The organism is Escherichia sp. E.sYA108 (assembly GCF_011754335.1).
Lineage (GTDB): Bacteria > Pseudomonadota > Gammaproteobacteria > Enterobacterales > Enterobacteriaceae > Escherichia > Escherichia coli.
On record NZ_JAAQVZ010000001.1, the window covers coordinates 174,082 to 188,931 of the forward strand.

The 14,850-nt window shown below is 50.3% G+C and carries 14 protein-coding genes and 1 tRNA gene; 8 read left to right on the forward strand and 7 right to left on the reverse strand.

What is annotated here, in order from left to right; genetic code table 11:
• The first annotated feature begins 1 nt into the window (after position 1).
• Entirely contained in the window at positions 2–2,071 is a 2,070-nt protein-coding gene (gene glyS, locus HBM92_RS00815) for a glycine--tRNA ligase subunit beta (RefSeq protein ID WP_001291788.1), read from the forward strand.
• Positions 2,072–2,393: 322 nt separating this feature from the next.
• Positions 2,394–2,546, forward strand: coding sequence for a type I toxin-antitoxin system toxin HokA (hokA, locus tag HBM92_RS00820; protein WP_001135732.1), 153 nt, complete (start codon positions 2,394–2,396; stop codon positions 2,544–2,546).
• Here hokA and HBM92_RS25170 read toward each other — a convergent pair.
• The 3 genes from HBM92_RS25170 to HBM92_RS00830 all read right to left on the reverse strand — a co-directional run bounded on the left by HBM92_RS25170 (position 2,523) and on the right by HBM92_RS00830 (position 3,517).
• Positions 2,523–2,594, reverse strand: coding sequence for a hypothetical protein (locus HBM92_RS25170; RefSeq protein WP_212734239.1), 72 nt, complete (start codon positions 2,592–2,594; stop codon positions 2,523–2,525). The genes hokA and HBM92_RS25170 overlap by 24 nt on opposite strands.
• Positions 2,595–2,733: 139 nt before the next feature.
• Positions 2,734–2,946: an RNA chaperone/antiterminator CspA gene (gene cspA, locus HBM92_RS00825; RefSeq protein WP_000014594.1), complete on the reverse strand. Its 213-nt coding sequence runs from the start codon at positions 2,944–2,946 to the stop codon at positions 2,734–2,736.
• Positions 2,947–3,226: 280 nt separating this feature from the next.
• Positions 3,227–3,517, reverse strand: a complete 291-nt coding sequence (locus HBM92_RS00830; protein ID WP_000455798.1) for an HTH-type transcriptional regulator — start codon at positions 3,515–3,517, stop codon at positions 3,227–3,229.
• Between the two features lie 433 nt (positions 3,518–3,950).
• Between HBM92_RS00830 and HBM92_RS00835 the strand changes: the two genes are divergently transcribed.
• Complete coding sequence (locus HBM92_RS00835; RefSeq protein ID WP_000190516.1) at positions 3,951–4,661, forward strand: DUF3053 domain-containing protein; 711 nt, start codon at positions 3,951–3,953, stop codon at positions 4,659–4,661.
• Positions 4,662–4,710: 49 nt separating this feature from the next.
• Here HBM92_RS00835 and ghrB read toward each other — a convergent pair whose 3' ends face one another.
• On the reverse strand, positions 4,711–5,685 hold the full coding sequence (gene ghrB / locus HBM92_RS00840) for a glyoxylate/hydroxypyruvate reductase GhrB (protein WP_000805032.1): 975 nt from the start codon (positions 5,683–5,685) through the stop codon (positions 4,711–4,713).
• 103 nt (positions 5,686–5,788) lie between these two features.
• On the reverse strand, positions 5,789–6,448 hold the full coding sequence (locus HBM92_RS00845) for an OmpA family lipoprotein (protein ID WP_000747625.1): 660 nt from the start codon (positions 6,446–6,448) through the stop codon (positions 5,789–5,791).
• Between the two features lie 152 nt (positions 6,449–6,600).
• Between HBM92_RS00845 and bisC the strand changes: the two genes are divergently transcribed.
• Positions 6,601–8,934: a biotin sulfoxide reductase gene (gene bisC / locus HBM92_RS00850; RefSeq protein ID WP_000013964.1), complete on the forward strand. Its 2,334-nt coding sequence runs from the start codon at positions 6,601–6,603 to the stop codon at positions 8,932–8,934.
• Here the strand turns inward: bisC and HBM92_RS00855 are convergent.
• Together HBM92_RS00855 and tag are read right to left on the reverse strand one after the other, a co-directional pair.
• Positions 8,903–9,343, reverse strand: coding sequence for an N-acetyltransferase (locus HBM92_RS00855; RefSeq protein WP_000617493.1), 441 nt, complete (start codon positions 9,341–9,343; stop codon positions 8,903–8,905). The genes bisC and HBM92_RS00855 overlap by 32 nt on opposite strands.
• The gene (gene tag, locus HBM92_RS00860; protein WP_000438947.1) at positions 9,340–9,903 is read right to left on the reverse strand and encodes a DNA-3-methyladenine glycosylase I; all 564 of its coding nucleotides are present in this window, start codon (positions 9,901–9,903) and stop codon (positions 9,340–9,342) included. The genes HBM92_RS00855 and tag overlap by 4 nt, the downstream gene beginning before the upstream one ends.
• Positions 9,904–10,060: 157 nt before the next feature.
• On the opposite strand from tag, the gene HBM92_RS00865 reads away from it, so the two are divergent.
• The 4 genes from HBM92_RS00865 (at position 10,061) to HBM92_RS00880 (ending at position 14,379) form a co-directional block, all read left to right on the forward strand.
• The gene (locus tag HBM92_RS00865; RefSeq protein WP_000584467.1) at positions 10,061–10,759 is read left to right on the forward strand and encodes an autotransporter outer membrane beta-barrel domain-containing protein; all 699 of its coding nucleotides are present in this window, start codon (positions 10,061–10,063) and stop codon (positions 10,757–10,759) included.
• Between the two features lie 228 nt (positions 10,760–10,987).
• A complete protein-coding gene (locus tag HBM92_RS00870; RefSeq protein ID WP_000189046.1) occupies positions 10,988–12,196 on the forward strand; it encodes an MFS transporter in 1,209 nt (402 codons plus the stop codon).
• Positions 12,197–12,519: 323 nt separating this feature from the next.
• Entirely contained in the window at positions 12,520–14,211 is a 1,692-nt protein-coding gene (gene eptB / locus HBM92_RS00875) for a kdo(2)-lipid A phosphoethanolamine 7''-transferase (protein ID WP_001269202.1), read from the forward strand.
• Positions 14,212–14,302: 91 nt separating this feature from the next.
• A tRNA-Pro gene (locus tag HBM92_RS00880) sits at positions 14,303–14,379 on the forward strand.
• Positions 14,380–14,850 lie beyond the last annotated feature (471 nt).

A 14,850-nucleotide genomic window follows, 5' to 3' on the forward strand; every position in this document is an offset into this window, starting at 1 on the left:
TATGTCTGAGAAAACTTTTCTGGTGGAAATCGGCACTGAAGAGCTGCCACCAAAAGCACTGCGCAGCCTGGCTGAGTCCTTTGCTGCGAACTTTACTGCGGAGCTGGATAACGCTGGCCTCGCACACGGCACCGTTCAATGGTTTGCTGCTCCGCGTCGTCTGGCGCTGAAAGTCGCTAACCTGGCGGAGGCGCAACCGGATCGCGAAATAGAAAAACGCGGCCCGGCAATTGCCCAGGCGTTCGACGCTGAAGGCAAACCGAGCAAAGCGGCAGAAGGTTGGGCGCGTGGTTGCGGTATTACCGTTGACCAGGCTGAGCGTCTGACTACCGATAAAGGCGAATGGCTGCTGTATCGCGCCCATGTGAAGGGTGAAAGCACCGAAGCACTGCTGCCGAATATGGTTGCGACTTCGCTGGCGAAACTGCCGATCCCGAAACTGATGCGTTGGGGCGCAAGCGACGTGCACTTCGTGCGTCCGGTTCACACCGTGACCCTGCTGCTGGGCGACAAAGTTATTCCGGCTACCATTCTGGGTATTCAGTCCGATCGCGTGATTCGCGGCCACCGCTTTATGGGCGAGCCGGAATTCACTATCGACAATGCCGATCAGTATCCGGAAATTCTGCGTGAGCGCGGGAAAGTCATCGCCGATTACGAAGAACGTAAGGCGAAGATTAAAGCCGATGCTGAAGAAGCAGCACGTAAGATTGGCGGTAACGCTGACTTAAGCGAAAGTCTGCTGGAAGAAGTGGCTTCGCTGGTGGAATGGCCGGTTGTGCTGACCGCAAAATTCGAAGAGAAATTCCTCGCGGTGCCGTCTGAAGCGCTGGTTTACACCATGAAAGGTGACCAGAAGTACTTCCCGGTGTATGCGAACGACGGCAAACTGCTGCCGAACTTTATCTTCGTTGCCAACATCGAATCGAAAGATCCGCAGCAGATTATCTCCGGTAACGAGAAAGTCGTTCGTCCACGTCTGGCGGATGCCGAGTTCTTCTTCAATACCGACCGTAAAAAACGTCTTGAAGATAACCTGCCGCGCCTGCAAACCGTGTTGTTCCAGCAACAGTTGGGGACGCTGCGCGACAAAACTGACCGCATTCAGGCGCTGGCTGGCTGGATTGCTGAGCAGATTGGCGCTGACGTTAACCACGCTACCCGTGCGGGCCTGCTGTCTAAGTGTGACCTGATGACCAACATGGTCTTCGAGTTCACCGACACCCAGGGCGTTATGGGGATGCACTACGCGCGTCACGATGGCGAAGCGGAAGACGTAGCTGTCGCGCTGAATGAGCAGTATCAGCCGCGCTTTGCCGGTGATGACCTGCCGTCTAACCCGGTAGCCTGTGCGCTGGCGATTGCTGACAAGATGGATACCCTGGCGGGTATCTTCGGTATCGGCCAGCATCCGAAAGGCGACAAAGACCCGTTTGCGCTGCGTCGTGCCGCACTTGGCGTGCTGCGTATTATCGTTGAGAAGAACCTCAACCTTGATCTGCAAACGCTGACCGAAGAAGCAGTGCGTCTGTATGGCGATAAGCTGACTAACGCCAACGTGGTTGATGATGTTATCGACTTTATGCTCGGTCGCTTCCGCGCCTGGTATCAGGACGAAGGTTACACCGTTGACACCATCCAGGCGGTACTGGCGCGTCGTCCGACTCGTCCGGCTGATTTCGATGCCCGTATGAAAGCGGTATCGCACTTCCGTACCCTGGAAGCAGCTGCAGCACTGGCGGCGGCGAACAAACGTGTATCTAACATTCTGGCGAAATCTGACGAAGTGCTGAGCGATCGCGTGAATGCCTCTACTCTGAAAGAGCCGGAAGAAATTAAGCTGGCTATGCAGGTTGTGGTGCTACGTGACAAGCTGGAGCCGTACTTTGCGGAAGGTCGTTACCAGGATGCGCTGGTCGAACTGGCTGAGCTGCGTGAACCGGTCGATGCTTTCTTCGATAAAGTGATGGTCATGGTTGATGATAAAGAATTGCGTATCAACCGTCTGACCATGCTGGAAAAACTGCGCGAACTGTTCCTGCGCGTTGCGGATATTTCGCTGTTGCAGTAATAACGCCGTTATTAAAAAGCCTGCCATCTGGCAGGCTTTTTTTATCGCTAAATAATACAGCAACCTTTAATAATCTTCTGCTGAATAAAGATTATCTCATATATTAATTTTATGAGATTTTTTTAGGATTATATCAAGGAGAAGAAACGAACTTATTAAGCTGGAATAGCCACGGGTGCTTGAGACTGTTTGTCTCAGGTATTCACCGAAAGGCAGACAGAGAAAAGCCCCACCTGACTATAAATCAAAGTGAGGCCCCTCTATGCATAGACACCATAAGGTTAGCCTCTTACTCGTTGGAAATCAACACAGGGGGCTGGGAATGCCGCAGAAATATAGATTACTTTCTTTAATAGTGATTTGTTTCACGCTTTTATTTTTCACCTGGATGATAAGAGATTCACTGTGTGAATTGCATATTAAACAGGAGAGTTATGAGCTGGCGGCGTTTTTAGCCTGCAAATTGAAAGAGTAAGCGTCTTCGGCGGGAAATTATTCCCGCCTTTCTTACGGTGTTGCGCATTCTCATTGCACCCAAATTTATTCTTCACAAAAATAATAATAGATTTTATTACGTGATCGATTATTTATTTCCTGAAAAACAAATAAAAAAATCCCCGCCAAATGGCAGGGATCTTAGATTCTGTGCTTTTAAGCAGAGATTACAGGCTGGTTACGTTACCAGCTGCCGGGCCTTTAGCGCCGCTTTCGATGGTGAAGGACACTTTCTGACCTTCGTCCAGAGATTTGTAACCATCGTTCTGGATAGCAGAGAAGTGTACGAACACGTCTTTAGAGCCATCGTCAGGAGTGATGAAGCCGAAGCCTTTGTCAGCGTTGAACCATTTTACGATACCAGTCATTTTACCGGACATAGTGTATTACCTTTAATAATTAAGTGTGCCTTTCGGCGATATGGCGTGCTTTACAGATTTTGAAGCGTTAAAGGAATGTGCACTACGAGGGGTATCAACGATAACTCTTGAAGGGACTTGCCTTACTACACTGCTTTAATGGTCTGTACGTCAAACCGTTGATGTGCATTAAGCCACGCATTGGTGGGTGATGCAACAATTATTTTTCATATTTATGATTAATCGGTTGGAAAACGGTCCTGTTATCAGGACCGTAAACAGAAATAAAGTGGATAAAAGTCTATTCCATCAACTGCTTACTTAATGCCGGGTTGGCTTGAATCAAACGCATCAGTTTTAGTTCGGCACTTGAAGGCTTCACGCGTCTGGATTCCCATTCCTTTACCATGGCGACTGATACGCCCAAAACCCGGGCGAAATCATCGATTTTTAATCCTGTCCCTTTTCGTAACTGCTCAATTTCGGTACAGGACGTTGTTCTGTGCGTCAGGGTAATTTTCTGCGTTTCATCTTTAAAAACAATCTGTTCCAGGCTGCTCAACAGCTCATGCATTGGATCTTTATATTCCATTGAAAACTCCTCAAATCACACTGCGGGATCGTGAATTGCATCGAAGCTCATTAAGAATAGTCGGGAAAAACAGACACAGCGGGGTGTAGTCAGGGCATACTCTGACTATGATTCGATTCAGCCAGTCATTTAGCGTGACTTATAGCCACCTAACGATCTGATAAATGCCGATATATCTCTTACCACTCCCGGTTTGTAAAGATTTCGAAAATCTAACGTTCTGCGAAGGCGTAAATCTCTGGCTACAAAAAAGGCAACGGCAATATCATTTTTTAACAATGAAACAACAAATTAACCTTGTTTCATTTTCTCCATGATTTTACCAGGAAGATTACGTAGAAAGGGTATCCTGCAAGCCTGTCCTGGACTATCCTTGTCACGTCAGACACGCGTGTGTCGTTGTGCGCTTTTTTTGGGTGAAAGGAGTAAGAAAATGGCGACAGGAAAGTCCTGCTCTCGCTGGTTTGCGCCTCTTGCGGCGTTATTAATGGTAGTTAGCCTGAGTGGGTGTTTTGATAAAGAAGGCGATCAGCGTAAAGCGTTTATCGACTTCCTGCAGAATACAGTGATGCGTAGCGGTGAACGTCTACCAACCCTGACTGCCGATCAGAAAAAACAGTTTGGTCCTTTTGTCTCTGATTACGCGATTCTGTATGGTTATTCTCAGCAGGTGAATCAGGCGATGGATTCCGGTCTGCGCCCGGTTGTAGACAGCGTTAACGCAATTCGCGTACCGCAGGATTACGTTACGCAAAGCGGTCCGCTGCGTGAAATGAACGGTTCGCTGGGTGTGCTGGCGCAACAGCTGCAAAATGCGAAGTTGCAGGCCGATGCTGCGCACTCTGCGTTAAAACAGAGTGATGACCTGAAACCGGTCTTTGATCAGGCATTCACCAAAGTGGTAACGACGCCAGCTGATGCATTGCAACCGTTGATTCCGGCGGCACAAACTTTCACGCAACAACTGGTGATGGTTGGAGACTACATTGCTCAGCAAGGTACTCAGGTGAGCTTTGTCGCAAATGGCATCCAGTTCCCGACTTCACAGCAGGCAAGTGAATATAACAAACTGATTGCGCCATTACCGGCACAACATCAGGCGTTTAATCAGGCCTGGACTACAGCAGTTACTGCAACCCAATAAAGAGTAAAAGCCCGAGCGATTATCGGGCTTTACTCCACGCAGTCGCGGCTTAGTCCGCGACGTGCGGATTCACACAGTTCTTCTCAACCTTTCCTTGTAACGCATCAATCAAATTATCCACGGCACAGGCGGCCATGCCATAACGCGTCTCATGAGTGGCAGATCCAATATGCGGTACTGCGACGACGTTGGCCATTGAGAGCAACGGCGAATCTACGGACAGTGGCTCTTGTTCGAAGACATCCAGCCCGGCGGCGTGAATTTCCCCTTTCTGCAATGCAGCAATCAGTGCATTTTCATCAACCACCGGGCCACGTCCGGCATTAATGAAAATGGCGGAGGATTTCATTTTGGCGAATTGTTCTGCGCCAAACAGATGATGCGTCTCATCCGTTAACGGCAGGATCAGGCAAACGAAATCTGACTCTTGTAACAGAGTATCCAAATTGCAGTAGCGGGCGTTGAAGCGTTCTTCTGCTTCTTTATGGTGGCGACGCGCGTTATAGAGGATGGGCATGTTGAAGCCAAAGTGCGCACGTTGTGCCAGCGCCATGCCGATCCGTCCCATCCCGACAATGCCCAGTGTTTTATGGTGAACGTCAGTGCCGTACCAGTCCGGGCCTATGCTCGCGGTCCATTCGCCTGCTTTTACCCGTTCTGCTACCTCCACAACCCGACGAGCGGTAGACAACACCAGCGCCATCAGCGTATCGGCGACGGTTTCTGTTAATACGGTTGGTGTGTGCATCAGCAGAATTTTTCGGGCGGTAAGCGCATCGACATCAAAATTGTCATAGCCGACGGAGATCGTTGATGTGGCACGCAGTTTCGGCATTTTTTCCAGCAATGCGGCATCAACATTCTCGTTTGAACCCAGCAAGCCTTCAGCTTCGGCAAAAATTGCTGCATTTTGTTCGACGGTTTGTGGGCTGAGGTTTGCCACCTGGTGAACGGTGAAATGTTCTTGCAGGCGTTGCAGTAAATCATCAGGTAAGGCTTTGTAGAGGATAACGGACGGCTTCATGCTTCTCTCCATTCACTGATAAGGCGATCACCTTAGCCTGAAATATGATGAAGGAAAACTGAAGAATGCCAGGTGATTTCTGCATCACCTGACATGAAAGGGATTACAGTGGGCTTAAGGTAATTTCTACACGGCGGTTTTGCGCTTTACCTTCTGCGGTGCTGTTGCTGGCGATTGGGTTAGCCGGGCCAAGGCCTTGAGTACGGATGCGGCTGGCGTCCACGCCCTGGGTGATCAACGCGCTGGCAACGGAATCCGCACGCTGCTGGGAGAGACGCATGTTCAGGTCGTGACCCCCCGTGCTGTCGGTATAACCAATCACGTTAACCGCCGTTTTCGGATACTCTTTCAGTACCATTGCCACGCCGGTCAGGGTGTTAGCGCCCGCCGGTTTCAGGGTTGCGCTGCTGCTGTCGAAGGTCACATTGTTCGGCATATTGAGGATAATGTTATCCCCGCTGCGGGTTACGCTAACACCAGTGCCGCGCATTTTGTCACGCAGCTTCGCTTCCTGCACATCCATGTAATAACCAACGCCGCCGCCCAGAGCTGCGCCTGCTGCTGCGCCAATGAGCGCGCCTTTACCGCGATCTTTCTTCGAAGAAGAGAGCGCACCAATACCCGCGCCAACGAGAGAGCCCAGACCTGCGCCGATAGCAGATTTACCTGCTTCGCGTTCGCCGGTGTAAGGGTTAGTTGTACAGCCAGATACCGCCAGAGCGCCACTCACTACGGCGGCAATAAGATAAACACGTTTCTTCATTGTTAATCCTTAATAACCTTTTTATTCTTTGCCACGGGTTCCGTGGCGGGAGATTATGCCGCGTGAGCATGAAGATTATTCCTGGGAATACTCGGAAATTTGTAAGTAATATTTAACTGCTCAATACATCTAACCTTTCAGGAGTCTTCGGTTTGGCCAACTCATCCTCACGATATTCCGTTCTGACTGCCGCCCACTGGGGGCCTATGCTGGTTGAAACCGACGGCGAAACCGTGTTTAGCTCGCGTGGCGCGTTAGCCACAGGAATGGAAAACTCCTTGCAGAGCGCGGTTCGCGACCAGGTTCACAGCAATACGCGGGTGCGATTTCCAATGGTGCGCAAAGGCTTTCTTGCGTCACCGGAAAATCCGCAAGGCATTCGTGGGCAGGATGAATTTGTTCGCGTGAGTTGGGATGAGGCGCTGGAGCTTATTCACCATCAGCATAAACGCATTCGTGAGGCTTATGGTCCGGCATCGATTTTTGCTGGTTCCTACGGCTGGCGTTCAAACGGCGTGCTGCATAAGGCCTCGACATTATTACAACGCTATATGGCGCTGGCAGGCGGTTATACCGGGCATCTGGGGGATTATTCGACCGGCGCGGCACAGGCGATCATGCCGTATGTCGTGGGTGGCAGCGAAGTTTATCAACAGCAAACCAGTTGGCCGCTGGTGCTGGAACATAGCGATGTCGTGGTGCTGTGGAGTGCTAACCCACTCAATACGCTGAAAATTGCGTGGAATGCATCCGATGAGCAGGGGCTTTCTTACTTTTCCGCACTGCGTGACAGCGGGAAAAAGCTGATCTGCATTGATCCAATGCGATCGGAAACCATCGATTTCTTTGGCGATAAAATGGAGTGGGTGGCACCACACATGGGCACCGATGTTGCGTTGATGCTGGGGATCGCCCATACGCTGGTGGAAAATGGTTGGCACGACGAAGCGTTTCTGGCGCGTTGCACCACAGGTTATGCCGTCTTCGCCTCTTATTTGCTGGGCGAGAGTGACGGTATAGCGAAAAACGCCGAATGGGCGGCAGAGATTTGTGGTGTTGGCGCAGCGAAAATCCGCGAGCTGGCGGCTATTTTCCACCAAAATACAACCATGCTGATGGCAGGCTGGGGAATGCAGCGCCAACAGTTTGGTGAGCAAAAACACTGGATGCTCGTCACGCTGGCAGCAATGTTGGGGCAAATCGGCACACCCGGCGGCGGTTTTGGTCTTTCTTACCATTTTGCCAATGGTGGTAACCCCACGCGGCGCGCTGCGGTACTCTCTTCCATGCAGGGCAGCTTGCCGGGTGGCTGCGATGCGGTAGATAAAATCCCTGTCGCCCGCATTGTTGAAGCACTGGAAAACCCTGGTGGCGCATATCAACATAACGGTATGGACCGACATTTCCCGGATATTCGTTTTATCTGGTGGGCGGGCGGTGCCAACTTTACTCATCATCAGGATACCAATCGCCTGATCCGTGCCTGGCAAAAACCGGAGCTGGTGGTGATCTCTGAATGCTTCTGGACGGCTGCGGCGAAACACGCGGATATCGTTCTGCCTGCGACCACCTCTTTTGAGCGTAATGATCTCACCATGACCGGTGATTACAGTAATCAGCATCTGGTGCCGATGAAGCAAGTGGTGCCGCCACGCGATGAAGCGCGTAATGATTTTGATGTTTTTGCCGACTTGAGTGAACGTTGGCAGAAGGGCGGTTATGCACGTTTTACGGAAGGAAAAAGTGAGCTGCAATGGCTGGAAACGTTTTATAACGTTGCCCGGCAGCGCGGGGCAAGCCAGCAGGTTGAATTGCCGCCATTTGCTGAGTTCTGGCAAGCCAACCAGTTAATTGAGATGCCGGAAAACCCGGACAGTGAGCGGTTTATTCGCTTCGCCGATTTTCGCCGCGATCCGCAGGCGCATCCATTAAAAACCGCCAGCGGTAAGATTGAAATCTTCTCGCAGCGTATTGCCGATTACGCTTATCCGGATTGCCCGGGGCATCCAATGTGGCTGGCGCCGGACGAATGGCAGGGCAATGCCGAACCGGAACAGTTGCAGGTACTTTCTGCTCATCCGGCGCATCGTCTGCACAGCCAGCTGAATTACAGTTCTCTGCGCGAATTGTACGCGGTGGCAAATCGTGAGCCTGTCACCATTCATCCTGACGATGCCCAGACGCGCGGCATACAAGATGGCGATACTGTTCGGCTGTGGAACTCACGCGGGCAAATTCTTGCCGGAGCGGTCATTAGCGAGGGAATTAAACCTGGCGTGATTTGTATTCACGAAGGCGCATGGCCAGATCTGGATTTAACCGCTGACGGCATTTGTAAAAACGGCGCAGTGAACGTGCTGACCAAAGATCTCCCCAGCTCGCGGCTGGGGAATGGCTGTGCGGGTAATACGGCGCTGGCATGGCTGGAAAAATACAACGGTCCGGAACTGACACTTACAGCGTTTGAACCACCGGCCAGCTCATAATCCAGGTGGGTAGTTGGGTTTCATCCTGCCATGCGCAATCGACAATGTGAAAACCCTGCGCATGGTAGAAATCTATCGCCGGTTGATTTTTTTGATAAACCTCCAGCATCAGATGGGGATGGCGCTGCTGCACATACTGCATCAGCGCCTTACCAATACCGCGTCTGACGGCCTTCGGTGCGACAAACATTGCTGCCAGAAATCGGCCTTCCATAATACTGACAAAACCGAGAAGCTTGCCGTCTTCTTCCCAGACCCAGTTTTGCGCGTTGGCAAGATACGCATCGCGCACCAGCGGAATGCAGTCACGCCAGTAACTCGATTTTATAAAGGGATGCCCCCAGATTGTACTTTCCAGCCACAGTTCGAGGAGCGCGGGGAGTTCTGAACGTTGCGCTTCCCGAATCATGGTTTATTTCCCGGATGGCAACAGCAGCCAACCACATGATCATTCACCAGCCCACATGCCTGCATAAAGGAGTAACAGATTGTGGTACCGACAAACTTAAAACCACGTTTTTTTAGTGCTTTAGATAGGGCGTCGGAGGCGGGTGTAGATGTGGGGATTTCGCTCAACGTTGTGGCTTGTGTCACCTGTGGTTGATGATTGACAAACGACCAGACAAAGTCGGCAAACGGTTCGCCGTTCTGTTCCATTTGCAGGTACGCCCGCGCATTACCAATAATTGCCTGAATTTTCCCACGATGGCGGATAATCCCGGCGTCCTGTACCAGTCTTTCGACATCCTCTTCCTGCATTGCGGCAACTTTCACCGGATCGAACTGATGAAAGCATGCGCGATAGTTTTCGCGTTTTTTGAGGACGGTGATCCACGATAACCCAGCCTGCTGCCCTTCCAGGCAGATCATTTCGAACAGTTTTTTACTGTCAGTTTCAGGCACGCCCCATTCATTATCATGGTAGGCAATATAAAGCGGGTCCTGACTCACCCAGCCGCAACGTTCCATACTTTCCCTCGCTATGTACCCGATCGTAAAAATTTCAGCCGCTTTTCTTGACGCATCGGTGAAAAAGTCAATATTTAATACAGGGCTACTATGCCCGATATCCTTCATACAATGACAATAATATTGCCGAATTCGGCTCTTCCCTGGAGTCGTGTTAATGATCATAAAAAAAAGCGGTGGTCGCTGGCAGCTAAGCCTGCTTGCGAGCGTGGTAATCAGTGCCTTTTTTCTCAACACAGCTTACGCCTGGCAACAAGAATATATCGTTGATACGCAACCCGGACATTCCACAGAGCGTTACACCTGGGATAGCGATCATCAACCTGATTACAACGATATTTTGTCGCAACGTATTCAAAGTAGCCAAAGGGCGCTGGGACTGGAAGTCAATCTGGCGGAAGAAACCCCTGTGGATGTGACCAGCAGTATGAGTATGGGCTGGAATTTTCCTTTATATGAGCAGGTTACAACCGGCCCGGTCGCGGCATTACATTACGATGGCACAACTACCTCGATGTATAACGAGTTTGGCGACAGTACTACCACGCTGGCCGATCCGTTATGGCATGCCAGCGTGAGTACCTTAGGCTGGCGTGTTGACTCCCGGCTTGGCGATCTTCGACCCTGGGCGCAAATCAGCTATAACCAGCAATTTGGCGAGAATATCTGGAAGGCGCAATCAGGCCTGAGCCGGATGACGGCGACAAACCAGAACGGCAACTGGCTGGATGTCACCGTAGGCGCTGATATGTTGCTCAATCAAAATATTGCTGCCTATGCTGCGCTATCTCAGGCAGAAAATACCACTAACAATAGCGACTATCTGTATACGATGGGGGTTAGTGCCAGATTTTAACGTTATAGATACAATTGAAACCCATAAATAACAACTAATGTGGCGATAGTGGGGACTAACTTACTAAATAATAAATTTGGCGAATAATTGTCGAGTCATTCATTCCTGAACTAATGCATTTCATTCCGTTCTGATGGCATTTCATGCCGTTTTTCCCCAGGCATAAAGCGCACTTCGTTATGGTTGTCAGCAGAGATTTTTCCTTTTTATTACTGCAGGAATACTGCCATGACACCTTCAAATTATCAGCGTACTCGCTGGCTGACACTCATCGGTACTATCATTACCCAGTTTGCTCTGGGGTCGGTTTATACCTGGAGTCTGTTTAACGGTGCGCTTTCTGCCAAGCTGGGGGCTCCTGTAAGCCAGGTTGCTTTCTCTTTCGGCTTGTTAAGTCTGGGGCTGGCAATTTCGTCTTCTGTTGCGGGCAAATTGCAGGAACGTTTTGGTGTTAAACGCGTCACTATGGCTTCCGGCATTTTGCTGGGATTAGGTTTCTTCCTGACAGCACATTCCAACAACCTGATGATGCTGTGGTTAAGCGCCGGTGTGTTGGTTGGTCTGGCGGATGGTGCGGGTTACCTGTTGACGCTCTCTAACTGCGTGAAGTGGTTTCCGGAGCGTAAGGGACTTATCTCTGCTTTTGCTATCGGTTCTTATGGTCTGGGCAGCCTGGGTTTTAAATTTATCGACACGCACCTGCTCGAAACGGTGGGTCTGGAAAAAACCTTTGTTATTTGGGGCGCGATTGTACTGGTGATGATTGTCTTTGGCGCAACGTTAATGAAAGATGCGCCGAAGCAGGAAGTGAAAACCAGCAATGGTGTGGTGGAGAAGGACTACACCCTGGCAGAGTCGATGCGTAAACCGCAGTACTGGATGTTAGCGGTTATGTTCCTGACTGCGTGCATGAGTGGTCTGTATGTGATTGGTGTAGCGAAAGATATCGCTCAAAGCCTGGCGCATCTTGATGCAATTTCCGCAGCCAATGCTGTGACGGTTATTTCCATCGCCAACCTTTCTGGTCGTCTGGTGCTGGGCATTCTGTCTGACAAAATCGCCCGTATCCGTGTTATCACCATTGGTCAGGTGATTGCGCTGGTGGGTATGGCTGCCCTGCTGTTTGCACCATTGAATGCAGTGACGTTCTTTGCAGCGATTGCCTGTGTGGCATTTAACTTTGGTGGCACGATTACGGTGTTCCCGTCACTGGTCAGTGAGTTCTTCGGCCTCAATAACCTGGCGAAAAACTACGGCGTCATTTACCTCGGTTTCGGTATCGGCAGCATTTGTGGTTCGATTATCGCTTCACTGTTTGGCGGATTCTATGTGACTTTCTACGTGATTTTCGCCCTGCTGATTCTGTCACTGGCGCTTTCTACGACCATTCGCCAGCCAGAGCAGAAAATGTTGCGTGAGGCGCATGGCTCCCTTTAATCATCTGCCGCGAGCTACTGGGCTTCAGCTTCAGTGTGCATCAAACGCATCAACGAAATGTATAAACAATAACGCGTAAAATTTGGGCCAGTTAGCTGGCCCTTTTTACTGCTTTTTGTAACGCTAAAGTCTCTTTTCAAACTTGCATTTTTGTAAATTTGTGCTTCGTGCACACTCTTTCCCCACACTTTTTCCCTTTGCTGTGGTCTACTTATTCGCGCGTGTAGATTTTACTTATCTGACTACCTCCGCACTTTTCCCCTGCCTGGCCTGAAAAGCCACTAAGCAGGGTGTTATCACCTGTTTGTCCAGGGTTTGTTTGCATGAGATACATCAAATCGATTACACAGCAGAAGCTGAGCTTCTTGCTTGCAATCTATATTGGCCTTTTTATGAATGGCGCGGTTTTTTACCGCCGCTTCGGCAGCTATGCGCACGATTTTACCGTCTGGAAAGGTATTTCTGCTGTTGTTGAACTGGCCGCCACCGTACTGGTGACCTTCTTTTTACTGCGTCTTCTTTCGCTGTTTGGCCGCCGCAGCTGGCGTATTCTGGCATCGCTGGTGGTGCTCTTTTCCGCAGGTGCCAGCTATTACATGACCTTCCTTAATGTAGTCATTGGTTATGGCATCATCGCATCCGTCATGACCACCGATATCGACCTGTCAAAAGAAGTTGTTGGTCTGAACTTTATTCTCTGGTTAATCGCCGTAAGCGCGTTGCCTCTTATCCTTATCTGGAATAACCGCTGTCGTTACACCTTGCTCCGACAACTGCGAACCCCAGGGCAACGTATTCGCAGCCTGGCGGTCGTCGTACTGGCAGGTATTATGGTTTGGGCACCGATTCGTTTGCTGGATATCCAGCAGAAGAAAGTGGAGAGGGCGACAGGTGTTGATTTGCCGAGTTATGGCGGCGTCGTCGCGAACTCTTATCTGCCATCAAACTGGCTTTCGGCATTAGGTCTTTATGCCTGGGCGCGGGTCGATGAATCTTCCGATAACAATTCTCTCCTTAATCCTGCGAAGAAGTTTACGTACCAGGCTCCACAAAACGTTGATGATACATATGTCGTTTTCATTATTGGTGAAACCACGCGCTGGGATCATATGGGCATTTTCGGCTATGAACGCAATACCACACCGAAGCTGGCTCAGGAGAAAAATCTGGCGGCGTTCCGTGGTTACTCCTGTGATACTGCAACCAAACTCTCACTGCGTTGCATGTTTGTACGTCAGGGTGGAGCAGAAGATAATCCGCAGCGCACATTAAAAGAACAGAACATTTTCGCGGTATTGAAGCAGTTAGGATTCAGTTCTGATCTCTACGCTATGCAAAGCGAAATGTGGTTCTACAGCAATACGATGGCGGACAACATTGCTTATCGTGAGCAGATTGGTGCGGAGCCACGTAACCGTGGCAAGCCGGTAGATGATATGTTGCTGGTAGACGAAATGCAGCAATCGCTGGGGCGCAACCCGGATGGTAAGCATCTGATCATTCTGCATACCAAAGGCTCACACTTTAACTACACCCAGCGTTACCCGCGCAGCTTTGCGCAGTGGAAGCCGGAATGTATTGGTGTTGATAGCGGCTGTACCAAAGCGCAGATGATCAACTCATACGACAACTCGGTGACCTATGTGGATCACTTTATTTCCAGCGTGATTGATCAGGTTCGCGATAAGAAAGCGATTGTGTTCTATGCAGCTGACCACGGTGAGTCAATTAATGAACGCGAGCACCTGCACGGCACGCCGCGTGAACTGGCACCGCCGGAACAGTTCCGTGTGCCGATGATGGTCTGGATGTCGGATAAATATCTGGAAAATCCGGTCAATGCGCAGGCATTTGCGCAGCTGAAAAAAGAAGCCGACATGAAAGTGCCACGCCGTCATGTAGAGCTGTACGACACCATCATGGGTTGTCTTGGCTATACTTCACCGGATGGTGGAATTAACGAAAACAACAACTGGTGCCACATCCCGCAGGCAAGAGAGGCGGCGGCTAACTAAGAGGCCTGCTGACTTTCTCGCCGATCAAAAGGCATTTTGCTATTAAGGGATTGACGAGGGCATATCTGCGCAGTAAGATGCGCCCCGCATTCGGTGATTGGCGCAGCCTGGTAGCGCACTTCGTTCGGGACGAAGGGGTCGGAGGTTCGAATCCTCTATCACCGACCAAATTCGAAAAGCCTGCTCAACGAGCAGGCTTTTTTGCATCTGTAGCTCATGAGGAAGAGAACCCCCGGGGGCGGGGAGGTTCGACTCGACGTAGGCCTGATAAGACGCGCCAGCGTCGCATCAGGCAAATGTACCGGCCCATTGTCGGATGCGGCGCGACCGCCTTATCCGATCTACACACCACACATTTCCCTGTCAAATTTGCGCCCCATATCTCACTATCCATTAACGGATTTGTGACAGAAACCATTGTCTTTTTTTATATTTGCTTAAATCTTTTTTTGCGTTACTTATGGCTGGCGCTGGCATTTTCCGCTGTGCGTTTTAGCGTTCATGGTATTAATCGCTCAGATATCCACCTTTTCCTCAGATTTTTTTCACAAAATGCATAAAACTTAATCACCAATTGTTGCTAAATATTAAGCTGATTGTTCTGGTCATGTTGGAGTAGCACAAATTTCTCTGCTGCAA

What these genes read in the sequence shown, in the direction of transcription:
- HBM92_RS00835 (WP_000190516.1), top strand. Translation starts at nt 3,951, where the DNA reads ATGGCGACAGGAAAGTCCTGCTCTCGCTGGTTTGCGCCTCTTGCGGCG.
- HBM92_RS00870 (WP_000189046.1), top strand. Translation starts at nt 10,988, where the DNA reads ATGACACCTTCAAATTATCAGCGTACTCGCTGGCTGACACTCATCGGT.
- tag (WP_000438947.1), bottom strand. Translation starts at nt 9,903, where the DNA reads ATGGAACGTTGCGGCTGGGTGAGTCAGGACCCGCTTTATATTGCCTAC.
- cspA (WP_000014594.1), bottom strand. Translation starts at nt 2,946, where the DNA reads ATGTCCGGTAAAATGACTGGTATCGTAAAATGGTTCAACGCTGACAAA.
- hokA (WP_001135732.1), top strand. Translation starts at nt 2,394, where the DNA reads ATGCCGCAGAAATATAGATTACTTTCTTTAATAGTGATTTGTTTCACG.
- eptB (WP_001269202.1), top strand. Translation starts at nt 12,520, where the DNA reads ATGAGATACATCAAATCGATTACACAGCAGAAGCTGAGCTTCTTGCTT.
- glyS (WP_001291788.1), top strand. Translation starts at nt 2, where the DNA reads ATGTCTGAGAAAACTTTTCTGGTGGAAATCGGCACTGAAGAGCTGCCA.
- HBM92_RS00855 (WP_000617493.1), bottom strand. Translation starts at nt 9,343, where the DNA reads ATGATTCGGGAAGCGCAACGTTCAGAACTCCCCGCGCTCCTCGAACTG.
- HBM92_RS00830 (WP_000455798.1), bottom strand. Translation starts at nt 3,517, where the DNA reads ATGGAATATAAAGATCCAATGCATGAGCTGTTGAGCAGCCTGGAACAG.
- HBM92_RS00845 (WP_000747625.1), bottom strand. Translation starts at nt 6,448, where the DNA reads ATGAAGAAACGTGTTTATCTTATTGCCGCCGTAGTGAGTGGCGCTCTG.
- ghrB (WP_000805032.1), bottom strand. Translation starts at nt 5,685, where the DNA reads ATGAAGCCGTCCGTTATCCTCTACAAAGCCTTACCTGATGATTTACTG.
- HBM92_RS00865 (WP_000584467.1), top strand. Translation starts at nt 10,061, where the DNA reads ATGATCATAAAAAAAAGCGGTGGTCGCTGGCAGCTAAGCCTGCTTGCG.